Origin of the sequence: Falcatimonas sp. MSJ-15, assembly GCF_018918265.1 — a bacterium.
GTDB lineage: Bacteria > Bacillota > Clostridia > Lachnospirales > Lachnospiraceae > Falcatimonas.
The window spans coordinates 1-24,045 of sequence record NZ_JAHLQC010000020.1 but is presented as its reverse complement, the minus strand read 5'-3'; the positions used below and the strand labels follow the sequence as shown (position 1 = coordinate 24,045).

21 protein-coding genes and 1 pseudogene are annotated in these 24,045 nt (G+C 33.3%); 20 read left to right on the top strand and 2 right to left on the bottom strand.

Features of this window, described 5'->3' with window-relative positions; all coding sequences use genetic code 11:
- The first annotated feature begins 33 nt into the window (after positions 1 to 33).
- The 5 genes from phnC (at position 34) to KQI85_RS13795 (ending at position 4,632) form a co-directional block, all read left to right on the top strand.
- Positions 34 to 783, top strand: coding sequence for a phosphonate ABC transporter ATP-binding protein (phnC, locus tag KQI85_RS13815; protein ID WP_216576661.1), 750 nt, complete (start codon positions 34 to 36; stop codon positions 781 to 783).
- Between the two features lie 11 nt (positions 784 to 794).
- Positions 795 to 1,619 (top strand): phosphonate ABC transporter, permease protein PhnE, encoded by an 825-nt coding sequence (gene phnE, locus KQI85_RS13810; protein ID WP_216576660.1) that lies wholly within the window; start codon positions 795 to 797, stop codon positions 1,617 to 1,619.
- A 13-nt stretch (positions 1,620 to 1,632) separates the two neighbouring features.
- Positions 1,633 to 2,442: a phosphonate ABC transporter, permease protein PhnE gene (gene phnE / locus KQI85_RS13805; protein ID WP_216576659.1), complete on the top strand. Its 810-nt coding sequence runs from the start codon at positions 1,633 to 1,635 to the stop codon at positions 2,440 to 2,442.
- Positions 2,443 to 2,450: 8 nt separating this feature from the next.
- Entirely contained in the window at positions 2,451 to 3,932 is a 1,482-nt protein-coding gene (locus KQI85_RS13800) for a bifunctional UDP-sugar hydrolase/5'-nucleotidase (RefSeq protein ID WP_216576658.1), read from the top strand.
- 241 nt (positions 3,933 to 4,173) lie between these two features.
- Positions 4,174 to 4,632 (top strand): ferritin-like domain-containing protein, encoded by a 459-nt coding sequence (locus KQI85_RS13795; protein WP_216576657.1) that lies wholly within the window; start codon positions 4,174 to 4,176, stop codon positions 4,630 to 4,632.
- A gap of 236 nt (positions 4,633 to 4,868) precedes the next feature.
- Here the strand turns inward: KQI85_RS13795 and KQI85_RS13790 are convergent, their stop codons facing one another.
- Positions 4,869 to 5,858: an AraC family transcriptional regulator gene (locus KQI85_RS13790; protein ID WP_216576656.1), complete on the bottom strand. Its 990-nt coding sequence runs from the start codon at positions 5,856 to 5,858 to the stop codon at positions 4,869 to 4,871.
- 219 nt (positions 5,859 to 6,077) lie between these two features.
- Here KQI85_RS13790 and KQI85_RS13785 point away from each other — a divergent pair, with 219 nt between their 5' ends.
- The 8 genes from KQI85_RS13785 to araA all read left to right on the top strand — a co-directional run bounded on the left by KQI85_RS13785 (position 6,078) and on the right by araA (position 16,251).
- Entirely contained in the window at positions 6,078 to 8,282 is a 2,205-nt protein-coding gene (locus KQI85_RS13785; RefSeq protein ID WP_216576655.1) for a TIM-barrel domain-containing protein, read from the top strand.
- A gap of 261 nt (positions 8,283 to 8,543) precedes the next feature.
- On the top strand, positions 8,544 to 9,206 hold the full coding sequence (locus tag KQI85_RS13780) for a hypothetical protein (RefSeq protein WP_253293908.1): 663 nt from the start codon (positions 8,544 to 8,546) through the stop codon (positions 9,204 to 9,206).
- Between the two features lie 108 nt (positions 9,207 to 9,314).
- Positions 9,315 to 9,926 (top strand): viroplasmin family protein, encoded by a 612-nt coding sequence (locus KQI85_RS13775; RefSeq protein ID WP_216576654.1) that lies wholly within the window; start codon positions 9,315 to 9,317, stop codon positions 9,924 to 9,926.
- A gap of 50 nt (positions 9,927 to 9,976) precedes the next feature.
- Positions 9,977 to 10,939 carry a tRNA-dihydrouridine synthase gene (locus KQI85_RS13770; protein ID WP_216576653.1) on the top strand — a complete coding sequence of 321 codons (963 nt, stop codon included), beginning with the start codon at positions 9,977 to 9,979 and terminating at the stop codon, positions 10,937 to 10,939.
- Positions 10,940 to 10,955: 16 nt separating this feature from the next.
- Positions 10,956 to 12,692, top strand: a complete 1,737-nt coding sequence (locus tag KQI85_RS13765) for an ABC transporter ATP-binding protein (RefSeq protein ID WP_216576652.1) — start codon at positions 10,956 to 10,958, stop codon at positions 12,690 to 12,692.
- A 286-nt stretch (positions 12,693 to 12,978) separates the two neighbouring features.
- On the top strand, positions 12,979 to 14,037 hold the full coding sequence (hisC, locus tag KQI85_RS13760; RefSeq protein WP_216576651.1) for a histidinol-phosphate transaminase: 1,059 nt from the start codon (positions 12,979 to 12,981) through the stop codon (positions 14,035 to 14,037).
- Between the two features lie 201 nt (positions 14,038 to 14,238).
- Positions 14,239 to 14,538 (top strand): hypothetical protein, encoded by a 300-nt coding sequence (locus tag KQI85_RS13755; RefSeq protein ID WP_216576650.1) that lies wholly within the window; start codon positions 14,239 to 14,241, stop codon positions 14,536 to 14,538.
- Between the two features lie 219 nt (positions 14,539 to 14,757).
- A complete protein-coding gene (gene araA, locus KQI85_RS13750; protein ID WP_253293907.1) occupies positions 14,758 to 16,251 on the top strand; it encodes an L-arabinose isomerase in 1,494 nt (497 codons plus the stop codon).
- 160 nt (positions 16,252 to 16,411) lie between these two features.
- Here the strand turns inward: araA and KQI85_RS13745 are convergent.
- Positions 16,412 to 16,639 (bottom strand): annotated as a pseudogene (locus KQI85_RS13745) (alanine:cation symporter family protein); the annotation flags it as partial.
- Between the two features lie 134 nt (positions 16,640 to 16,773).
- Here KQI85_RS13745 and KQI85_RS13740 point away from each other — a divergent pair.
- The 7 genes from KQI85_RS13740 to KQI85_RS13710 all read left to right on the top strand — a co-directional run bounded on the left by KQI85_RS13740 (position 16,774) and on the right by KQI85_RS13710 (position 23,663).
- Positions 16,774 to 18,777, top strand: coding sequence for a methyl-accepting chemotaxis protein (locus KQI85_RS13740; RefSeq protein ID WP_216576649.1), 2,004 nt, complete (start codon positions 16,774 to 16,776; stop codon positions 18,775 to 18,777).
- Positions 18,767 to 19,744: a sugar ABC transporter substrate-binding protein gene (locus tag KQI85_RS13735; RefSeq protein ID WP_216576648.1), complete on the top strand. Its 978-nt coding sequence runs from the start codon at positions 18,767 to 18,769 to the stop codon at positions 19,742 to 19,744. The genes KQI85_RS13740 and KQI85_RS13735 overlap by 11 nt, the downstream gene beginning before the upstream one ends.
- A 177-nt stretch (positions 19,745 to 19,921) precedes the next feature.
- Positions 19,922 to 20,299, top strand: coding sequence for a metalloregulator ArsR/SmtB family transcription factor (locus KQI85_RS13730; protein ID WP_216576647.1), 378 nt, complete (start codon positions 19,922 to 19,924; stop codon positions 20,297 to 20,299).
- A 117-nt stretch (positions 20,300 to 20,416) separates the two neighbouring features.
- Complete coding sequence (queC, locus tag KQI85_RS13725; protein WP_216576646.1) at positions 20,417 to 21,088, top strand: 7-cyano-7-deazaguanine synthase QueC; 672 nt, start codon at positions 20,417 to 20,419, stop codon at positions 21,086 to 21,088.
- A 24-nt stretch (positions 21,089 to 21,112) separates the two neighbouring features.
- Positions 21,113 to 21,625: a QueT transporter family protein gene (locus tag KQI85_RS13720; protein WP_216576645.1), complete on the top strand. Its 513-nt coding sequence runs from the start codon at positions 21,113 to 21,115 to the stop codon at positions 21,623 to 21,625.
- Positions 21,626 to 21,735: 110 nt separating this feature from the next.
- Positions 21,736 to 22,233, top strand: coding sequence for a preQ(1) synthase (queF, locus tag KQI85_RS13715; RefSeq protein ID WP_216576644.1), 498 nt, complete (start codon positions 21,736 to 21,738; stop codon positions 22,231 to 22,233).
- A 182-nt stretch (positions 22,234 to 22,415) separates the two neighbouring features.
- Complete coding sequence (locus KQI85_RS13710; RefSeq protein WP_216576643.1) at positions 22,416 to 23,663, top strand: S41 family peptidase; 1,248 nt, start codon at positions 22,416 to 22,418, stop codon at positions 23,661 to 23,663.
- The last annotated feature ends 382 nt before the right edge of the window (positions 23,664 to 24,045 follow it).

The window sequence follows — 24,045 nt, the reverse complement described above, 5'->3', positions numbered from 1 at the left end:
TAAGGTAAATATTTCTAACAAAAGGAGTAAAACATGATTGAGTTTAAAAATGTATCAAAAGTATATCCAAATGGCACAGTTGGTCTGGATAATGTAAACTTAACCATTGAACAGGGCGAATTCGTAGGTATTATCGGTCTGTCAGGAGCAGGTAAATCAACACTTCTTAGAACAATCAACAGAATGCATGATATCACAGATGGAGAACTTATAGTTAATAATCAGGAAGTAAAAAATCTAAAAGGTGCAGAACTTAGACATTTTCGTAGAAAAATAGGAATGATATTTCAGTCATTTAATCTCGTAAACAGAACAACAGTAATCCGTAATGTATTAATGGCAAAAGTACCAGAGATGTCATTTTTAAGAGTATTATTTGGAATATTTAGAAAAGAAGATAAATTAGAAGCACTTGAATGTCTTGATAAAGTAGGAATTCTTGATAAAGCATATATAAGAGCAGATCAGCTATCAGGTGGACAACAGCAAAGAGTTGCACTTGCAAGAACACTTGCACAAAATCCTGAGATTATTCTTGCTGATGAACCGGTTGCAGCACTTGATCCTGTAACAGCTAAGCAGGTAATGAATGATTTTAAAAAGATCAATAAAGACATGAATATATCAATATTAATCAATATACATCATGTAGAACTTGCACTTGAATATACAGACAGAATTATTGGTATAAGAGCAGGTAAGATTGTATATGATGGACCATCAAAAGATGTTACACCAGAAGTTCTTAATACAATATATGCAGGTAAATTACCAACTGAATAGGAGGAAATCTAATGGGAATCTATGATAAAATTTTCAAACCAAAAAAGATTACACTCTCTAATGGTAAAGTTGTTGAAGAAAAGATTACAAGAACACCACTGATAATTGCACTTATAATAATTGCAACAATTATATCTGTTAATATAACAGGATTTAGTTTTGCAACACTTGTAGATGGCATGGATCAGTTCTTCGTAATTCTTGGACAGATGTTTTGTCCACCAAACTTTGGATACATTAACAGTGTATGGGATCCACTTGTAGCGACAATTAAGATGTCACTTATCGGATCATTTCTTGGAAGTATACTTGCAATTCCATTTGCAATACTTGCATCTAATAATGTAATTCATAACAGAGTAATACTTGCAGTGATAAAAGTATTCTTAAGTATAGTAAGAACAATACCAACACTTGTTGCCGCACTTATCGGAACATATATATGGGGACTTGGAACAATGGCAGGTACATTTGCGATAACAGTATTCACATTCGCATACGTTGGAAAACAGTTATATGAACTTATTGAGACAGCAGACATGGGAGCATTTGAAGCTATGGAAGCTATGGGTTCTAATAAGACAAAAGCATTTACAACAGCAATTATGCCACAGGTTCTTCCATCATATCTCTCGGTATGTCTATTCTGCTTTGAAGGTAATGTAAGATATGCAGCAATCCTTGGATATGTAGGTGCCGGCGGACTTGGAATTATTCTTAATGAGAAGATTGGCTGGAGAGAATATGACAGTGTAGGAACAATACTTATAGTATTATTTGGAACAGTATTGATTATAGAAGCTCTGACTCATTATATGAGAAAGAAATTAACTTAGGAGGAGCCTTAATATGAATAAGAAGATTAGCGAGATGTATGAAAAAGAGCCAAAAAGATGGTATATGCAGCTAATTATAGCTTTAATAATAGTATTTTTGATAGCATGGTCAGGTTCAGGAATTAAGGCAAATGTATCAGGTGGAAGTGGTATGAGTATAGTAGGTAATATTATGTATGGTATATTCCATCCCGATACAGGACTTTTATTTAATATGACAACATCAGGTGTTGCATATCTATTACTTGAAACAGTATGTATAGCTTTTCTTGGAACAATAGTCGGAGCTGTATTGTCAGTACCACTTTCATTCCTTGCATCAGTTAACATAGTTCCAAGACCGGTTGCACTTATATTCCGTTTCTTTATAATGGCAATCCGTACAATTCCTGCAATCATCTATGGACTTATATTTATACGAGTTGTAGGACCTGGACCATTTGCAGGACTTTTGACAATGTCACTTTGTTCAATTGGTATGGTAAGTAAGATGTTCATTGAGAGTATAGAGAATCTTGATAAGAAGATCTTAGAATCAATGGATGCAGCAGGATGTACAACATTTCAGAAGATAAGACATGGAATACTTCCACAGCTATATGCAGACTTTATGTCTACAATAATATATCGTTTTGACATGAATCTTAGAGATGCAACAGTACTTGGACTTGTAGGTGCAGGTGGTATCGGTTCACCACTTATATTTGCCATGAATGCATACAAATGGAATCAGGTAGGAGCGATACTAACAGGACTTATTGTGCTCATTCTCTTAATAGAAGTAGCATCGACTAAGATAAGATATAAGCTTGTACGTGGTTAGGTGAAGATATGAGAAAAATAAATATTAATTATACTTCTGATGTTCATGGATATTTTTATCCGACAACATACGGAGATATGGAAGAGAAGAATATAGGTCTTTTTAAGTGCTATTCGCAGTTTATACATGATGAAGATACACTTACAATAGATGGTGGTGATATACTTCAAGGTTCAGCATTTAATTTTTATTGCGAGCAGGAGAGATCATCATGTGCAGAGATAGCAAAGATAATGAGTGAAGCCGGTTATGATTACTATACACTTGGCAATCATGATTTTAATTATGGTACAGGATATATGAGAGAATATATATCAGGTCATAGTGGAAGATGTCTGTGTGAGAATGTTACTGACAGGGAAGGTAGTATTCTCTTCCCGCATATCATTAGGACAATGCCTAATGGACTTAGAGTAGGAATAGTAGGAATAGTTACAGATTATGTTAATGTATGGGAAAAAAAAGAAAACATACAAGACATAATAATAACAGATCCATTTGAAGCTGCTAAGAATGCTCTTGAAGAACTAAGAGGTAAGACAGATGTTAATATATGTATATATCATGGTGGATTTGAAAGCGATTTAGATACCGGAAAGAGGCTTTCAGATACAACAGAGAATGTTGGATATAAGATATGTACAGAACTTGATTATGATCTTTTACTTACAGGACATCAGCATATGTCAGTAGATGGAAGATATATATCAGGAACTTATGTGGTACAGCCTATGGAATATGCTAAAGAATTTCATAAGATAGAGATAAAAGTATATGATAGAGATGATATTAAGATAACATCTATAAGATGTGCGGCAGATGCGAAAGCAGATGACAGATTAACTAAGATGTTTGGTGAATTCGAAAGCAAAGTTCAGGAATGGTTAAACAGACCAATAGGTTATATCAACAGAGATCTTCTTCCGGAAGATAAAGTAGTTATGGCACTTAATGGAAGTGGAATAGCACAGTTTCTTAACAGAGTACAGATTCATGCTTCGGGAGCACAATTGTCAGCAGTAGGACTTGCTAATGAGATAGCAGGATTTCATAAAAAAGTAAGCACAAGAGATGTAATAGCTACATATCCATATCCTAATACACTTGTTGTACTTGAGATAACAGGACGTAAACTTAAGAATGTATGTGAGAGAAGTGCCGAATATTTTCAGATACGAGATGGAAAAGTAACGGTGGCGGACAGTTTCCTAATTCCGAAAATAGAACACTATAATTATGATTACTACTATGGAATGGATTATAGTATAGATCCATACAGACAGATAGGTGACAGAATTACTAAGATGGAGATAGATGGAGAGCCTGTCAAAGCAGATAAGACATATACAATCTGTATTAATAACTATAGGCAGACAGGTGCCGGAGGATATCCAGATTATAAGGATTGCAAAGTCTTAAAAGAGATAAATGTAGAGATGGTTGAACTTATAATGAACTACTTCCATGATGTTAAAAATGTAGAGATCTAAATTACAATATAGAAATTAAATACTAATAGAAATTAAATACTAATAAAAATTAAATACTAGTAAAAATTAAAATTTGAAATGTAAGAATCTGGTTGTACTCTAGAAGTAAAATTAAGTTATGATATAACACTTAATCGTTTAATATAAAATATATTATATAATTGGATAAGTAAAATATCTGAATAAAATAGAAAAAATATCACATACTACTACTGTTAAAATAAGAAAGGCGGTAGAGTATATGATATTAACAGAAAAAGAGACAACAATAATCAAAGATCTACAGACACAGGAGAAAGCATGTATTGAGAAATATTCACGATACAAAGAAGAAGCAAAAGATGAAGAATTAAAAGAAATCTTTAAGAATATTGAAGAGCAGGAGAGAAAACATTTAGAGACGCTTACTAAAGTATTGAACGGAGATACACCATGTTGTGACTGTAATGATTCTAAAGGCAAAGAATATAGTCCAAAAGGAAACTATGCAGACGTAACAGATAGTGAAGATAAGAAAAATGACTGCTTCCTTGCAACAGACTGTATTGGAACTGAGAAACTTGTATCAGGAGAATACAACTCAGATGTGTTTGTATTTGGTGAGCCTGCAGTCCGTAAAGTACTTGCAGATATCCAGATAGAAGAACAGAATCATGCAGAGATGCTTTATAAATATAAAAAAGCAAACAAGATGGCATAGTAATGTAAAAATATAAAAAGTACAAACAATATAAAAATTATCAACAATATAAAAAGGTGCTGTCGCTTTAACGATTGAAAAAACGTTGAGGCAAAGCACCTTTTTCTTATTAACATACGATTTTTAAGTTACGATTTTTTATATGCCAGAGTGCACCTCCACTACTTTTAGACGGTGCTTTTTACACTCTGGCTTTAGATGGTGCTTTTTACACTTTGGCTTTAGATGGTGGTAGTTCACATTAGAGACTGAAATTTAGCAGGTGTTGTATTAAGAGTTTTTTTGAAAATACGAATAAAGTAAGCTGAATCATTATAGCCACAAGCATAAGCAACTTCACTTACAGATATTGTGGAATTGTCAAGAAGCATCTTTTTAGCAATATTGATTCGGTAGAGATTAAGATACTCTATCGGTGTCTTGGTAGTAAGAGATTTGAATATTTTACAAAAATATCTTTTGTTAAATCCGGCAGTTCTTGCGAGATCATCTAATGATATATTCTCACTGTAATGATTCTCAATATAAGAAAGTGCCGGTTTTATGCTGTCTGATAATCTTAGATAATGCATAGAATCTTCAGACGGATTCTGATAGAAGTTATGTGCATCAAGTTCACCAAAGAAAGCAAATAGATAACTTACAAAAATGAATTTATTCATATTATCGAAATCAATATCGCTGTCATCGATATGAATATCTTTAGTATTAACATTGCTATTATCAATAATATTATTATGAATATAATCAGTATTAATACTACTATGAATATCATTAGCATTAATATTATATTTATCAATAGTGCCTGAACTAATATAGCTATGGCAGGAATGAATTAGCTCAAATAGTTTCTCGCATATTCTAACAGCTGAGATTAATTCATTAATATTATTCTTAAGATGAAGTCTGTCAAAAGAATCAGAGAGAGAAAGAGAACCTATAATAGTATTAAAATCAAACACAATGCTCTCATATTCACAGTTAGTCCATTCACCACTGTGCAGATCACCTGAACTTACAAGATAATAATTGCCACTTGTAATAGACATAGTCTGACCACATGATGTGAGAGTGAGAGTACCTGATATAACATGAATAATCTCCCATTCAGGATGCCAGTGATATGGAAAACTTGAGGTTACAGGATTCTTCTTAAAATAATAAAATGCGACAGGAAATGAATCATTACCATGACTAGCATGTTCTCTATAATTAATATACTGCATAAAAATCCTCCTTTTTTAGCATGTAACAATTAGTATGATTAAATATGTGATTACAAAATAGCATTTTCTAACAATATAAAAAAGTGAATATTGTCCTATTTTTAAATATTATACTGCTATATGAAATTCGTAGCAAGTATTATAATATGAATAAAGGTTGTATGTATTAATAATTATGAGTTTACAATTAATTATCAGGATATCAAGGAGGTTATAATTATGAATCTATTAAGAGAAGTTAGAGATGGAAGTGTTACGGAATTAGTCTATGAGACAGGAAGTCTGTATATAACAGTATATGACAATGACGCAGTCCGTATATCAGAGAATAAGAGTATAGAGAGTTTTGCGATTGAGAATATGACTGCAAAGCCGGTTAAGAATGTTACAGTAACTGAGAATAGTGAAGATAATGATATCAGATATACTCTGACAAGTGGTAATATCGTAATTAATATAAAAGATAATATGTTAACAGACGTATTCTATAAGGGAAGACTTCTTATGTCAGATTATGATGGCAAGCGTATAAAGGAAGCTAAGAATCCATACGAAGACCTTGCGATAGTTGAACTTGAAGGACATACAGTTGGTAAAGAAACAGATGATAATGATGAGAAAGTTACAATAATCAAAAAACTTCAAAAAGAAGATGCAATATATGGACTAGGCGATAAGCCGGGAACACTTAACAAGCGAGGATATTCATATATTAACTGGAATACAGATGATCCGGCACCACATGTTGACAGCTTCAAATCATTATATAAATCAATTCCATTTTTTATGGTACTTGGTGATGATTATTGTTATGGAATATTTGCAGATAATACATACAAGACAACATTTGATTTTGGATATGAGAATGAGAAATATTATTATATAGAGCATGAAAAAGGAGAACTTGATTACTACTTTATTCCGGGAGATGATATGGCAGCAGTTGTTAAGTCATATACACAGTTTACAGGAACAACACCACTCTATCAGAGATGGATATATGGAAATCATCAGAGCAGATGGGGATATTTTACACAGGACGAAGTAAGCAGCCTTGCTGATGAATTCAGAGCCAATGATATACCACTGGATGTAATCCACATGGATATAGATTATATGAATGGTTATAGAGTATTTACATTCGATGATAAGAAGTTCCCTAATGTTAAGAAATTGTCAGATAAACTTGCATTACAGGGCATAAAGCTTATATCCATAATAGATCCGGGTGTAAAAAAAGATGAGAACTATTATATGTATAACGAAGGTATGAAGATGGATGCATTCGCACATGACGCAGATGGAAGCGTATATGAGAACGCAGTATGGCCGGGAACAGCAGTATTTCCTGATTTTACCAAAGAAGAAGTGAGAAGATGGTGGGGTGAGAAGATGCAGGTTCTTCTCGATAATGGAATTCGTGGTGTATGGAATGATATGAACGAACCGGCAAGTTTTAACGGACCACTTCCAGATGATGTAAAGTTTGATAAGGGAACTCATGCAAAGATTCACAATGTATATGGACATCTTATGGCAAAAGCTACATACGAAGGTCTTGCAAGACATGATAATAACAGACGACCTTTTGTTCTTACAAGAGCTGCATACGCAGGAAGCCAGAAGTATTGTGGTGGATGGACAGGCGATAATCATAGTATATGGTCACATATAAGTCTTTCACTTGAACAGATATGCAATCTGTCAATAAGTGGAATGGCAATGTGTGGAAGTGATATAGGTGGTTTTGGAAGTGATACGACACCGGAACTTCTTGTAAGATTCTATGAAGCAGCAGTATTTGCACCATTTTTTAGAAATCATTCAGCTATGGGAACACGTCATCAGGAACCTTTTAGATTCGGTAAAGAGACTACGGATGCCATTAGAAAAACTATTAAGTTAAGATATAGATTCATACCATACATATATGATCTTGCAAGAGAATGTGAGAAGAGTGGAGAACCTATAGTAAGACCACTTGTATATGAATATCCACAGGATAAAAATGTGCGTAATATATCAGATGAATATATGCTTGGTAGTAATATAATAGTCGCACCTGTTGTGGCAGCAGGCAAGATGGCAAGAGAAGTATATCTTCCAGAAGGAATATGGTATGACTATTATACAGGTGAGCAATATGAAGGCGGAAGATACATACTTGCAGATGCACCACTTGATAAAGTGCCATTATATATAAAAGCAGGAGCAATAATTCCGGTAGCAGACGGTGAGATTAATTCAACAGAAGATATTACACCAGATAAGATTAAGATACTTACATATCCAGGTGAAGGAAGATATGTACATTATGAAGACGATAATGAGACATATGCATATAGAGATGGAGTATATATTGCAACTGAATATACACTTAAAGGTGATAGACTTGAGAAGAAGATTATACATAGCGGTATGTAATTAGAAATTGATATATGTAGAATATGAAAAAAAGTGCAGCCATTTGGCTTGCACTTTTTTTCATACTATTTTATGTAACCGGTAAATGAATAAGAATCTCCTTCAAATACAATATAAAATTCAGTGTTACTTTTTATATTAGAAAATTGAAAAGTAGCAGTTTTACCAGCACTGATTTTTGTTTTTTGTGTTGTAAATGCAATATTTAACACTTCATCAAGAATAAAATATTTAAAAAGGTTATATATTGCGAGTGTTGGAATGGCTGTTGTACAGATGATAACGCAAGTAGAATTAAATTTTTTGCGAACACTATTTGCCATGGCATGTATAATAAGTATTCTACAATTAAAAAAAGAAAATAATACAGAATATAAAAAATATGTAACAATATATACGATATATCAAATTGTATCATATATAATATGTGCAATATGTGCGGCAACATCAAGTGCTGCAAGTGAAACGTTCTGTTTCTATCTTTTACCAGCTATATTAGGCAGTGTAATGACACTTGAAGGTGGTATTATATGGGTGGTTCTTGGAATTATATTATACTATTCATATAATAATAAGAGATTGACAGCAATATATTATATAATATATGTGTCTATATATGAAGTATGTTTTGCATCAGATATAATAATTACAATATTGATAAAAATACGTAAAATAATACCTTATATAGGATATGGATTAACAGAATGTCTACAATATATATTAGAGACAGTAATAGGAATATCGCCAATGAATATAGGAGGAGATTTATTTAGTGAAAATTATTATTTTATGATGATTGGAGCACTTCCTATGATATTAAGTTATAATGGTAAAAAAGGATATAATATTAAATACTTTTTCTACATATTCTATATTCTACATATATTAATACTGTGGTTTATTTCGCAAAAAATCATATTTTAATTATCTGATATGGTATTACAATCCTAGATTAATAGCCTTTTGACCACTTCCACATAATGTGCTATTATAGAGAACAAAATAACATCAATGAAATGGAGAGTGATACAGATGGCTTCCAAATTTTACGCAGTCAGAAAAGGTAAAAAGACAGGGATATTCATGAAATGGGACGAATGTAAGAGTCAGGTTCAAGGATACTCGGCGGCGGAATATAAGAGCTTTAAGACAAGAGAAGAAGCATTAGAATACCTTAATAATGAAGCTGTAAAGACAAATATAGAGAAAAATGTTGCTAAAGAGCCACTTAATATATATGCTTTTGTAGATGGTTCATTCAATCAGTCAACAGGAACTTATGGATATGGTGGATTCTTAATGCATGATGGAATTAAGGAAGTACTACAAGGTTCAGGTAATGATGCCGAGATGGCATCAATGCGTAATGTTGCAGGTGAAGTGCTTGGAAGTATGGCAGCTATTAAGAGAGCGATAGAACTTAACCTTACAGAGATAGCGATATATTATGACTATATGGGAATAGAACAGTGGGCGACAGGCTCATGGAAACGTAATAAAAAAGGAACAATAGACTATTACAATTATATCCAGTCAGTCAAAGATAAGATAACTATTCACTTTGTAAAAGTAAAAGGACATTCAGGTGTTGATGGTAATGAAGAAGCAGACAGACTTGCCAAGAAAGCAGTTGGAATTGTGTAAAATTTTATTTTTGTAAATATAGTTAAAAATACGAAAGAGAGGAATAAAATATGCAATTTTACCTTGCACCGATGGAAGGGATAACTGGGTATATATACAGGAATGCGTATAGAGATTTCTTTGGAGATATAGACAAATACTTTACTCCATTCATAGCAGCGACAAGTCACAAAGGGTTAAAATCAAGAGAACTTAGAGATGTACTTCCAGAGAATAATGAAGGAATTGAAGTTGTTCCACAGATATTAACCAATAATGCCACAGACTTTATAACAACAGTTGATAAGCTAAAACAGTTTGGCTACAAGGAAGTGAATCTTAACCTTGGATGTCCGTCAGGAACAGTTGTATCCAAATTCAAAGGATCTGGTTTCCTTGCAAAAAGAGAGATGTTAGATGAATTCCTTGCAGAGATATTTGACAGATGTGATATTAAGATATCTCTAAAGACAAGACTTGGCAAAGATTCACCGGATGAATTCTATGAGCTTATTAATATATTTAACAAGTATCCAATGGAAGAATTAATAATACATCCGAGAGTTCAAAAAGATTACTATAAGAATACACCTAATATGGCTGTATTTGCAGATGCGATGAAACTTAGCACTAACAGAGTATGTTATAATGGTAATATTTTTAAAAAAGATGATTATGACAAGCTTGTAAGTGATTATAAAGAACTTGACAGAGTGATGATTGGACGTGGAATAATAGGCAATCCAAAGCTTGTTAATGATATAAAGACAGGTGATTATACACTTGATAAAGACACATTAAGGTCGTTCCATGACAGAGTATTTGGAGATTATTATGAACTATTACAGGATCAGAGAAGCGTAGTCTTTAAGATGAAAGAGATGTGGTTCTATATGGGAGCTATGTTTGAAGACGCAGACAAGTATCTTAAGAAGATAAGAAAAGCTAATACAAGAGGAGATTATGAAGCGGCAGTCAATCAGATATTCAGAGAACTTACGCTTAATCCTGCTAATGGATTTTACTTTGGATAATAAGGAGAAAATGAAAATGGATAAACAAAAATGGGAAAAATTTTTTTCATATTATAAACCATATAAAGGTCTGTTTTTAAAAGATATGTTTTTTGCAATTCTTGGTGCAGCGATAACGCTTGTAATACCAATGATTACAAGATACATAACAGGAACAGTTATATATATGGATGCAGATGTGGCACTTAAGAAGATTCTTATGCTTGCTGCAGCTATGATAGTACTTGTACTTATTGAATGTTATAGCAATTATTATATAGCCAATTATGGTCATATAATGGGTGCTAAGATGGAATATGATATGAGAGCAGAGATATTTGCACATTATCAGAAACTGTCATTTAAGTTCTTTGATAATGAAAAAGTAGGACAGTTAATGTCAAGAATAACTAATGATCTATTTGATATAAGCGAATTATTCCATCATGGACCGGAAGATATTGTAATATCTATTATAAAATTCATAGGTTCATTTACAATTCTTGCGATGATTAACCTTAGACTTGCACTTATAGCATCAGCGATATTACCGGTTATGTTTATATATGCTTATTATTTTAACAAACAGATGAAGAGAGCATTCAAGAATAACAGAGCCAAGATTGCAGCTATTAATGCAAGAATAGAAGATAACTTATCAGGAATAAGAGTAGTCAAATCATTTGCCAATGAGAATATCGAGATGGAGAAGTTCAAAATCGGTAATGATGGTTTCCTTGCAAGTAAGAGTAACAGTTATAAATATATGGGAGGATATAATGCAGGACTTGGTGCATTTACAACACTTATAACAATTATTGTAATTGTAGCAGGAACTATATTCATAACACAAGGCAAGACTAATGTAAGTGATCTTATTACATTTCTTCTATATATTAATAACTTCACAGATCCTGTTAAAAAACTTATAAGTTTTACAGAACAGTTCCAGAATGGAATCTCAGGATATGAGAGATTCTATGAGATAATAACAGTTGAACCTGATATAAAAGACAGCGAAGATGCAATTAATGTTGATGGATTTAAGGGAGAGATTGAATTTGACAATGTATCATTTAAATATGAAGATGAGACGCCAGAAGTACTCTCTAATATCAATCTTGATGTAAAAGCCGGTGAATATGTGGCACTTGTAGGTTCGTCAGGAGCAGGAAAATCAACGATGTTAAGCCTTATTCCACGATTCTATGATGTTAATGAAGGAACGATTAAGATAGATGGAATGGATATCAAGAAGATTAGATTAAAAGATCTTCGTAACAATATAGGTATAGTACAGCAGGATGTATATCTATTTGCAGGTAATGTATATGAGAATATCAGATATGGAAGACCTGATGCGACTTATGAAGAAGTAATAGAAGCTGCCAAGAATGCTAATGCACATGAATTCATAATGAGTCTTCCTAATGGATATGAGACAGATATCGGACAGAGAGGAATCAAACTCTCTGGTGGTCAAAAGCAAAGACTCTCAATAGCAAGAGTATTCCTTAAGAATCCACCGATACTCATATTTGATGAAGCAACAAGTGCACTTGATAACGAGAGTGAGAGAGTTGTTCAGGAATCACTTGAGAAGTTAGCTAAGAACAGAACTACACTTGTAATAGCACACAGACTCTCAACAATCCGTAATGCAGAGCGAATTGTTGTACTCACAGAAGACGGAATTGCAGAAAGTGGTACACATGAACAGCTTCTTGAGAATAGAGGAATATACTATAACCTGTATAATTCAGTAACATTGTAATAGATTAATAATAATTTTTAAAACATATCTTTGATAATCTTCTGATAATCAATCTGTAAGTTAAGACGCAGATTGAATCAGAAGATTTTTTTATAAAAAATATGAAGTAAAAAATATGAAAGATAATTATCATTAAATATTGTAAATTAAAGTGGTGCAGTAAAAGAGTTTGTGATATACTTAGAACCATAATATGATGATGCCAGACTAAAAAGGTATAAGAATCAAAATTGCAACTTTTGACATTGGCATTATATAGTACAAGTATGAAAGGAAGTTTGAGAATATGAAAGCATGGGAAAATAATCTACGTCAGGTTGTGCCTTATGTTCCGGGAGAACAGCCAAAGAGAAGTAAGATGATAAAACTTAATACTAATGAGAATCCATATCCACCGGCACCGGGAGTAAGAGATGCACTTGATGCTGTAGAAGAAGACTTGTTAAGACGTTATCCAGATCCAACATCAGAAGTGCTTAACAGTACAATAGCTAATTATTATGGAGTAAAGACATCACAGGTATTTACGGGAGTAGGTTCAGACGATGTACTTTCGGTAGCATTTTTAACATTTTTTAATTCAGACAAGCCAGTATTCTTCCCTGACATTACATACTCATTCTATAAAGTATGGGCAGATGTATATAGAATACCATATGCGACAATGCCACTTGATAAGAACTTCAAGATAGTAAAAGAAGACTATTATCCAGAAAATGGTGGAGTAATATTCCCTAATCCTAATGCACCGACAGCCATATATATGGGACTTGATGAAGTTCGTGACATAATAGAACATAATAGAGATGTAATAGTTATTGTAGACGAAGCATATATTGATTTTGGTGGAGAATCAGCATTATCACTTATAGACGAATATGACAACCTTGTTGTAGTTCAGACATTCTCTAAGTCACGTTCGCTTGCAGGACTTAGAATAGGATATGCAATAAGTGGCAATGAGAGACTTATAAAAGCAATGAACGATGTAAAGTACTCAATTAATTCATATACAATGAATCAGACAGCCATATATGCAGGTGCAGAATCAATAAAAGACAAAGAATATTTTACAAAACAGGTTAATAAGATAATTGCAACAAGAGAAAAAACAGTAAAAGAGTTAGAAGAACTAGGCTTCACATGCCTGCCATCAAAAGCCAATTTTGTATTTGCAAAACATGACAAAGCAGCAGCAAAAGATATATTTGAACAGTTAAAAGCAAGAGATATATTTGTAAGATATTTCAATCAGCCCCGAATCGACAACTTCCTTAGAATAACGATAGGAACTGATAAAGAGATGGAAGAGCTTGTAAGTGCATTAAAAGACATAATTGGATAAAACATGACAGGAAAGCGATTATAGATACTTAGGCATAGGCAAAAACATTACATTAAGAAAAAGTAAAGGAAATGAAATAAAAAATTAAGAAATTTGTAATAATTTCGCAGTGGAAATGTAAAGAATTTGTGATAAACTGTTAATAGGTAATTAAACACAAGGGATTAATTTATTATAAATAATTAAGTGGAGGGGATGACTATGACAGTGTTTGATGTCGCAAAATGTTTGAATACGAAGAAATTTGTTGAAGCATTTGATAACCAGACGATAAGCGGTGTGGCAATAGAAGCTAAGGATGTAAAATTCAATTATCTGTACATACCACTTAATCTGTCAGGTACACAGCGAATGAAGGAGACATATCGTGCGATTGCAAAGGGAGCAAGTGCAGTTCTGTGGGAAAAGGGAGTTCCTGGAGAACCGGAAGATTTTGCAATAATATATGTCGATGATTTAAAAAGAGCACATGTAAAACTTATTAATGAGCATATGTTTTAAAATGTAGCGGCAGTATAAAGATAAGATCCTCAGCCAATATTAAAGGCTGAGGATTTTTTATACAACAAGACTATATAAAAAAATAAAATATTTTACAAAAAAACACTTGTAAAGATGTATGTACAAGTTTATAATAAGGATATGGGTAACAAAAACTATATAATGTATAATAAAGGCAGCAATATGGGAGAGTGCTGTCGGAATAATGGAGGAAGAATAATGGAGACAAAGAATTACAAGTTTTGGTTTTGTACAGGCTCACAGGATCTCTACGGAGACGAGTGTCTAAGAAAAGTAGCAGAACATTCAGCAAAGATAGTAGAAGGACTTAATGCATCAGGCAGACTTCCATACGAAGTAGTGCTTAAGCCAACATTAATCAGTCAGGCATCAATAAGACAGACTATGAATGATGCTAATAATGATCCTATGTGTGCAGGTGTTATAACATGGATGCATACATTCTCACCAGCTAAGATGTGGATACTTGGCCTTAAAGAGTACAAGAAGCCATTATGTCATTTACATACACAGTTCAACAAAGAGATACCATACGAGACAATAGATATGGACTTTATGAATGAGAACCAGTCAGCACATGGTGACAGAGAATATGGACATATCGTGTCAAGAATGGGAATAGAGAGAAAGATAATAGTAGGACACTGGACAAGTGAATCAGTTATGAACAAGCTTGCCGACTGGATGATTACAGCAATAGGTATTATAGAATCATCACATATAAGAGTATGTAGATTTGGTGATAATATGAACAATGTTGCAGTAACAGAAGGCGACAAAGTAGAAGCACAGATTAAGTTTGGATGGGAGATAGACCATTACTGTGTTAATGATCTTGTAGAATATGTTAATGCTGTTGCAGACGGAGATGTAGAAGCACTTGTAGAAGAATACTATAGCAAATATAAGATAATAGATGAAGGACGTGACCTTGACGAATTCAGAAGACACGTTGCAGTTCAGGCAAGACAGGAGATAGGAATAGAGAAGTTCCTTGTAGATAATAATTATCAGGCAGTTGTAACACACTTTGGAATGCTTGGAGGATTACAGCAGCTTCCAGGACTTGCAATTCAAAGACTTATGGAAAAAGGATATGGTTTTGGTGCAGAAGGTGACTGGAAAGTAGCTGCAATGGTAAGACTTATGAAACTTATGACAGCCGGCAAAAAAGATAAAAAAGGAACATCAATGATGGAAGACTATACATACAACTTAGTTCCTGGTAAAGAAGGAATACTTCAGGCACATATGTTAGAAGTATGTCCATCAATCGCAGACGGCGATATCGGAATTAAAGTATGTCCATTATCAATGGGTAACAGAGAAGATCCTGCAAGACTTGTATTCACATCAAAAGAAGGATCTGGTATAGCAACATCACTTATAGATCTTGGAGATAGATTCAGACTTTTAATCAATGCAGTTAACTGTAAAAAAGTTGAAAAGCCAATGCCAAAACTTCCGGTAGGAACAGCATTCTGGACACCTGAACCAAGCTTTGAGACAGGACTTGAGAGCTGGATACTTGCAGGTGGTGCACATCATACAGCGTTCACATACGACTTAACAGTAGAGCAGATGGCAGACTGGGCAGCAGCAATGGGAATCGAGAGCGTTATAATCGACAAAGATACTAATATCAGAGATTTGAAGAACGAGCTTAGATGGAATAGTATTGCATATAGATAATAAGTCCACAACATTAAAAAGCCAACCAACATAACCTAACATATACTAGAAAAAGCACGTCTTTTCACATGGACGTGCTTTTTTATATAAACTATATTTGTATTTAATACATATATTACGTGAAATATATGTATTATTTAAAAAAGAACAATCATATCACTTACTCAGCTTTATCAGCAATATGTGCATTCTCAACAATATTACCTGAATCTTTCGCAACACTTTCTTTTGATTTACGTTCAAAGTAAGCATTAGTCTCTTTGACAACAACACCACTAAGAGTGACAAGAGCTATAAGATTAGGCAGAGCCATAAGTCCGTTAAAGATATCAGCGATAGTCCATACAGCTTCGACAGTCATATAAGGAACGATAAATACGGCAAGAATAATTTTATCAAAAAAATAAAAAAACTATTGGTGAAGAATATAATTAAATTTCCGATATTATAATTATAATTAATTGTGAAATAGGACAAAATCTATAGAGATAAAAGAGCGGTTCTATTTAGAAGGAGTATGCGATGGAAAAGAAGAAAAACGGAAGTCTAAAAACAAAAATATTAATAATCATACTGCCTATTGTAGCACTTATGATAATAGTTCTTACGACAGTTTCGTATAAAATATCATCCTCTGAAATAAAGAGTATGTCAAAAGAGACACTTGAATCTTCGATAAAATCACAAAATAAAGAGATTGTCGCATGGATGGATGAAAAATTATCAGCAGCAGAAGCATTAAAATCAGCATTAGAGAATGGAGATTTAACTAATGTGCAGATTAATAATATACTAGACGGATACTATTCTAAAGACTCAGATTTTGTAAATGGAATATATATTGGAGATGAAAAAGGTAATCTCTATAAAGCAACACAATCATCAAAGACAGAGACTAATGTGACAGACTCACAATGGTATAAAGAAGGTCTTACAAGAATTAATCTTGAATATGGAGATGCTTATGTTAATAGTAATGGACAAAGTGTAATAAGTGCGACAGGAATAATAGATGATGGCAAAGAAGAAATAAAAGTACTTGCTGCAGATGTTACATTAGACAGAATAAGAATAATTGTTAATTCTAATGTAGAGATGGAAGATGCACAGACATTCCTCGTTGACGCCAATGGCTATACTATATTAAGTCACAGAAAAGGAGAACTTGTAGGAACATCAATTAAAGATGTAACATCAGATCCAATGATGGCAGATGTATTAAAATGCATTGAAGATGGCAAACTTACAACTACAATAATGGATGATTATGAGATAGCTTTTAAAAAAGTTGATAATACAAGCTGGATATTAGTATCATATATACCAATGAGTACTGTATTATCACAAGTAAATATGTTGAGAAATTATATGATAATTATAGGTATTATATGTACAATTATATTACTTGTAATAATAGAAAGAGTAATTCATATATCAATAAAACCAGTTAAAGAACTGACAGAAGTTATCACAGCGATGTCATCAGGTGACTTTACAATAGAAGTAAAAGAAAAAGGTAATAATGAGATTACGGTTATGTTCCAGAGTGTGCGTGAATTTATGGATTCAATGAAGCGGATAATAAGCCAGATAGGTGCAGTATCAAAAAGACTTGAAGGACAGGCAATATCTAGCAGTAAAGCAGCAGAAGAGATGCAAGATGCATCAAAACATCAGCAGGGTTCGATGCAGGGACTTAATGATACAGTAGATGCTCTTGTCGGCTCAGTTAATGAGATAGCTGAAAATGCAACAACACTTGCAGGTGTAGTAGCAGATACAAGAAAAAATAGTATGGAAGTTACAGTCAAGATGGAAGATACAGTAGTCGTGACAGAAAAAGGCCGTCATGATATGGAAGACGTAAAAAATGCAATGAACGTAATATCGGAATCTATATCAACTCTTGAGGATGCTGTTAATAAAGTAGGAACAGCATCAGATGAGATAACTAAGATAGTTGGAATGATAAGTGAGATTGCAGAAGAGACCAATCTTTTATCACTTAATGCATCGATTGAAGCTGCAAGAGCCGGAGAAGCAGGAAGAGGATTTGCAGTTGTAGCAGGTGAGATAGGAACACTTGCAGGAAATAGTGCAAAGTCAGCACAAGACATAGCGGAACTTATTGAAAAAATACGAATATTAGTATCAGATTGCGTAAAGCAGTCAGACTCTAGTGCAGAACAGATATATAACAGCAGACAGCTTATAGATACAGCACTTGATACATTTCAGAAGATATATGGCAATATCAATGAGACTAATGCACTTATTAATGATGTAATGGATAAGATAACACAGGTAGATGATGTAGCGACTAATGTAGCTGCAGTATCACAGGAACAGGCGGCAAGTGCAACTATGATACTTGAGACTTCAGAGAATATGGTAACACAGGCAGAGAGTATTCTTATGAATAGTAGTAAAGTCGCAAAAGACTCAAAAGAACTTGCTACAAGTGCCACAGAGTTAGACACTAATATAAAAGTATTTAAAGTTGGAGGAAACGGTGATGAAAAATAGTAATATAAAAAAGATTATAGCCGGAATATGTCTTTTAACAATGACATTAACAGGATGTAGTAATAGTAAGAATAATTCATCAACTGCAGGTTCTGGTGTTAAGATTCTATATACATATTCTCTTGAAGAAGGCAATACATTCAGAGATGAATTAGCACAGTCAGCTAAGGAATATGCTGATAGTGTTGGTGCAACAATTGATTTTGCCTATGCGGGTGACGACTTAGAGACACAGGTTAATGATATAGATACAGCGGCACAAAAGGGATATGATGTAATAATATGTATTCCGGAAGATGCAGATACTGCACGTCAGCTTATTGCGGCAGCAAATGGTCTTCCAATCGTATTTTTAAATTCAGCTCCGGATGATGATGTATTAAAAGCAGATAGATATGTATATGTAGGATCAGATGAGGGAGTTGCAGGAGAATATCAGGCACAATATATTCTAAATAAATTGTCAGGAGTTAAAAATGTAGTAGTACTAAAAGGCAGCAAAGGTCATTCTGCGACAAGAGGAAGAACAGAATCACTTGTAGATACACTAACTGCTAACGGAATATCGATAGTATATAATGATTATGCAGACTTTAATACAGACATAGCAAAAAAGATGTTCAATATATTCTTAAAAACAGGAAAACAATATGATGCAATATGCTGCAACAATGATGCAATGGCATTAGGTGTAATTGAAGCATTAGAAGAACATGGAATTAACCCGGAAGATGTTCCGGTTCTCGGTGTTGATGCGACAGCTAAAGGATGTGAAGCGATAAAAGATGGAAAGATGGCATATACTGTATATCAATCAGCAAGCAAACAAGGCGAATACGCAACACGTTCAGCCATAGAACTTGCACGAGGTAAAAGTTTGGCTGATATGGAATATACAGCAGATGATCTTATACATGTATGGGTTCCATTTGAAGAAGTAGACGCATCTAATGTAGATAATTATTAAAAATAAAAACAGTATTGCAAGATATAAGAGTATTATAGAAACCGGCTTTATAAGTCGGTTTTTATAATATTAACAAGCGATTTTACCGGAAATAGTTTTAAAATATCAGGATATGCGATATACTAAATATAGTTAATGTTAAAAGTAATGAATAAATCACTGAAAGCAGGTAAAATAATGAAAGAATTAAATTATAAAGATATTGATAAAGAACTTGAATGTGAATATATACATATACACGAAGATATTGTAAAAGAAGTCATAGAAGATCTGCCAGAGGAAGAAGAACTATGTGATCTTGCAGACTTTTTCAAGATATTTGCAGACACAACAAGAATAAAGATACTATATGTGCTCTCAAAACATGAGATGTGTGTATGCGATATATCACAGCTGCTTAAGACAAGCCAGTCAGCAATATCACATCAGTTAAGAACACTTAAACAGATGAAACTTGTTAAGAATAGAAGAGAAGGAAAGACAATATTCTATTCATTATCAGATGATCATATAAAGAGTATTATAAGTCAGGGACTTGAACATATTAATGAATAAAAAATCCCTTGCATATAGTAAATATATGGAGTACACTTAGAAAGGTGCCTTATGGCACCTTTCTTTACGACAGTTCGTAACCATCCTGTCGTTAAATAAAACTATGGAGGAAATTATATGAAAGCACTAATTCTATTCAGTGGTGGAGTTGATTCAACTACAGCACTCGCAATGGCTGTCCATGAATATGGAAAAGATGAAGTAATAGCACTCTCAATATCCTATGGACAAAAACACATCAAAGAGATTGAAGCAGCAGATAATATTGCAAGTTACTACGGTGTCACACACATGAAACTTGACATGCAGGCAATATTTGAACAGAGTAACTGCTCACTACTCACTCATTCAGACAGGGAGATTCCGATGGAGAGCTACAAAGAACAGCTTGACAAGACAGGGGGTAATCCTGTATCTACTTATGTTCCATTTAGAAATGGTCTGTTTCTGTCAGCAGCAGCAAGCATAGCACTATCAAAAGAATGTAGTTATATATACTATGGTGCGCATAAAGATGATGCAGCAGGCAATGCATATCCGGATTGCAGTGAAGTATTTAACAATGCAATCAATACAGCAATATATGAAGGCAGTGGCAGACAGTTAAAGGTAATTGCACCATTTATTACATCTACAAAAGCAGATATTGTAAAAAAAGGTATCGAATTAAAAGTTCCATATGAAAAGACATGGAGCTGTTATTTTGGTGGAGAAAAACCATGTGGTAAATGTGGTACATGTCTTGACAGAAAGAAAGCATTCGAGATAAACGGACTAGACTTAATATAGTAAACGAAAGAGCAGGTAGAAAAAATGAATATAGAAATTAGTAAGAAAAAAGAAAATATCAATGAACAGGCAAAAAATAAGACACAGATTCAGAAACTTACAATATCAGGTATGACAATAGCATTATATTGTGTAATTATGTATTTTACACAAAGCTTTGCATTTGGAGCATATCAGATAAGAATAGCAACATCAATGTATGCACTTGCATATATATATCCATTCCTTGTAATACCACTTGGATTAGCTAATTTTGTATCTAATCTGCTTGGAGGAATGGGACTTGTAGATATGATAGGAGGATGTGTTGTAGGAATTATAACAAGTCTTCTTGTTGTTGGAGTTAAGAAAACTAAGATAAGCAGCTATTTTGTAATAATACCAATTATTCTTATTCCAGGATGCGTAGTTCCAATATGGCTGTCAGGCTTCACAGGAGTACCATATCCGGCACTTGCACTTAACTTATGCATAGGACAGGCAATACCGGCAGTATGTGGTGCATTTTTAATAAAAATATTAAAAAAAGTATTATAATGATAATACTTAGTAACATTTTGATATTATTAAAAAAATAATGAATTAATTATAAAAAACAATAATTTGATTATTGAAAAATAATTAGAAATACAATCGGAGGAATAAAAATGGCAGGAAGAAATGAAGAAGAATTAAAAGGTGTAACACAGCTTGGAGCTGCAAAAACAGTATACAGAGATGATTATGCACCGGAAGTATTAGAGAGTTTCCCTAATAAACATACAGATAATGATTATTTTGTAAAATTCAACTGTCCGGAATTTACAAGTCTGTGTCCTAAGACAGGACAGCCGGATTTTGCGACAATCTATATATCATATATACCGGATCAGAAGATTGTAGAGAGCAAATCATTAAAATTATATCTGTTCAGTTTCAGAAACCATGGAGATTTTCATGAAGACTGTGTAAATATAATAATGAAAGATCTTATAAAACTTCTTGATCCAAAATATATAGAAGTATGGGGCAAATTCACACCAAGAGGTGGATTATCAATAGATCCATACTGTAACTACGGTAAAAAAGATACTAAGTGGGAAAAGATGGCATTTGACCGTCTTGTAAATCATGATATGTATCCGGAAAAAGTTGATAACAGATAATTGTTGTCTAATACTCAATATTGTATTATACTGCTACTGTGAAAAAGCGTTAACAGATATAATATATTTGACTAAATCGCAGGTATATATCTGCGATTTAATCAAATAATGAAGAAAGACTCTGTATAAGCTAAAGAAAAATATCTGATAAGAATAACAGATAGAAGACGGAGAGGTACGATATGAGAAAGACAGAGATTTTTGAAGATGTAGTTAAAATAACTAAGGAAGATGCGTCATTTTGTAAAGACATAATAATTGATGAGAGTGGATATCGAGATAAAATATCAGATGATATGTCAGATAGAGATTTCCTTTTTTTAATGAAACAATATATTGGTGAATATGGAGTAAAAGGACATTTTGCATTCTATGATACACAGGATGATAAAGTTGTACCATTTCGAGTAAGAAGATATGAAGATGCATTGTATGTTACGGGTGCAGCAAAAGATTCGTATGTAAAAAAAGGTGATAAAATAACTAAAATAGACGGACTTACAATAGAACAGGCAGAACAAAAATATAAAGCAATTCTATGTGGAGAAGAAAAAGAACGTCAGGGAACTGGATTTTTAACACTTATTAATTTTGCTAAAGAAATAGAAGTATGTGATGTTGATGGAAATGTCAGAATACAAGAAGTTAGATATGGCAGATATAATGAATGTGAAGAACCTTATGTATCCAAGAAGATAAGAGATGATGTAGCATATCTTAAATTAATGGACTTTGCAGGCGAAGAACAGATTAACAGTCTTATAAGTGATAATGACAATGAGATTACCAACAGCAGATATCTTATAATTGATGTGAGAAAGAATGACGGTGGTTCTAATACTGCATATTATCCAATATATAAGTATGCACTTCCGGCAGGAAAACAATTAAAAGATGTATATCATCCGGTAACTAATACTGAGATTAATTATTCAGAACGTAATGTGGCACTTAGATTAGCACTGTTAGAAGAATATGAAAAACAGGAACTTCCAGATGAGACAAGAGAGGTTCTTGGTGTCCTAAAAGATGAACTATTGTCAAATAGAGGAAAAGGATTTGTAAGACTTCCAGAAGAAGAGATGTTACCAGAAGCAGTAGGAGTACAAAGACCGGAGAAGATTATAATTATTACTGATTATGAATGTGGATCTTCAGGCGAGATGTTTGTTAAAGAGATAGGAGCACTTGATAAAGTAACTGTAATTGGAAGACCGACAATGGGAATTATGGATTATGCTGATGTTGCAGTAATAGACTATGATAATTATAGCTTAAGTTATCCGACTTCAAGAGATCTGGCAGTAGATGAAGGCACAGGAATGAAAAATAAAGGTGTTCAGGTAGACAAATATATCAAATGGACACAGGAACATCTTGTTAAGGATGTGGATCTTATAGAGGCACTTAATATGTTGGGGGTGGAATAAGAATATTAAGGTGGAATTAAGATATAAAAAGTTGGGGGAAGTTATACTGTTGATGTCAGAATGAATAGTTCAGCTGGAAATGGTAAGTGGTTCAGAAATTTAGGCGATGGATTTACGGGAGAACTGCCTGGTAATTCCGTCCAAGTAAGTGGTTCGAATGTAAGATTAAGATTTTCTAATGATATAACAACCCCAGTAAATGTTCAAGTAATAGGTAATTGGAAAAGTAATTAAAAAGTAAAGTCAAACAGTTAATAATAAATGGGGCTGTGAAAAAAGAATAGTCCCGAAAAAAAGAAAGACCAAGAGTTTATAATAAACTCAAGGTCTTTCTTTATGTTATAATTAATTTGTGAAAAAAATTAATAACATAATCTATTCT

Coding starts and splice junctions, on each gene's coding strand:
- araA (WP_253293907.1), top strand. CDS start 14,758: ATGGAGACAAAGAATTACAAGTTTTGGTTTTGTACAGGCTCACAGGAT.
- KQI85_RS13800 (WP_216576658.1), top strand. CDS start 2,451: ATGAGAAAAATAAATATTAATTATACTTCTGATGTTCATGGATATTTT.
- KQI85_RS13765 (WP_216576652.1), top strand. CDS start 10,956: ATGGATAAACAAAAATGGGAAAAATTTTTTTCATATTATAAACCATAT.
- queC (WP_216576646.1), top strand. CDS start 20,417: ATGAAAGCACTAATTCTATTCAGTGGTGGAGTTGATTCAACTACAGCA.
- KQI85_RS13795 (WP_216576657.1), top strand. CDS start 4,174: ATGATATTAACAGAAAAAGAGACAACAATAATCAAAGATCTACAGACA.
- KQI85_RS13780 (WP_253293908.1), top strand. CDS start 8,544: ATGGCTGTTGTACAGATGATAACGCAAGTAGAATTAAATTTTTTGCGA.
- KQI85_RS13790 (WP_216576656.1), bottom strand. CDS start 5,858: ATGCAGTATATTAATTATAGAGAACATGCTAGTCATGGTAATGATTCA.
- phnE (WP_216576660.1), top strand. CDS start 795: ATGGGAATCTATGATAAAATTTTCAAACCAAAAAAGATTACACTCTCT.
- KQI85_RS13770 (WP_216576653.1), top strand. CDS start 9,977: ATGCAATTTTACCTTGCACCGATGGAAGGGATAACTGGGTATATATAC.
- KQI85_RS13730 (WP_216576647.1), top strand. CDS start 19,922: ATGAAAGAATTAAATTATAAAGATATTGATAAAGAACTTGAATGTGAA.
- KQI85_RS13775 (WP_216576654.1), top strand. CDS start 9,315: ATGGCTTCCAAATTTTACGCAGTCAGAAAAGGTAAAAAGACAGGGATA.
- KQI85_RS13740 (WP_216576649.1), top strand. CDS start 16,774: ATGGAAAAGAAGAAAAACGGAAGTCTAAAAACAAAAATATTAATAATC.
- KQI85_RS13710 (WP_216576643.1), top strand. CDS start 22,416: ATGAGAAAGACAGAGATTTTTGAAGATGTAGTTAAAATAACTAAGGAA.
- hisC (WP_216576651.1), top strand. CDS start 12,979: ATGAAAGCATGGGAAAATAATCTACGTCAGGTTGTGCCTTATGTTCCG.
- queF (WP_216576644.1), top strand. CDS start 21,736: ATGGCAGGAAGAAATGAAGAAGAATTAAAAGGTGTAACACAGCTTGGA.
- KQI85_RS13720 (WP_216576645.1), top strand. CDS start 21,113: ATGAATATAGAAATTAGTAAGAAAAAAGAAAATATCAATGAACAGGCA.
- phnE (WP_216576659.1), top strand. CDS start 1,633: ATGAATAAGAAGATTAGCGAGATGTATGAAAAAGAGCCAAAAAGATGG.
- KQI85_RS13785 (WP_216576655.1), top strand. CDS start 6,078: ATGAATCTATTAAGAGAAGTTAGAGATGGAAGTGTTACGGAATTAGTC.
- phnC (WP_216576661.1), top strand. CDS start 34: ATGATTGAGTTTAAAAATGTATCAAAAGTATATCCAAATGGCACAGTT.
- KQI85_RS13735 (WP_216576648.1), top strand. CDS start 18,767: ATGAAAAATAGTAATATAAAAAAGATTATAGCCGGAATATGTCTTTTA.
- KQI85_RS13755 (WP_216576650.1), top strand. CDS start 14,239: ATGACAGTGTTTGATGTCGCAAAATGTTTGAATACGAAGAAATTTGTT.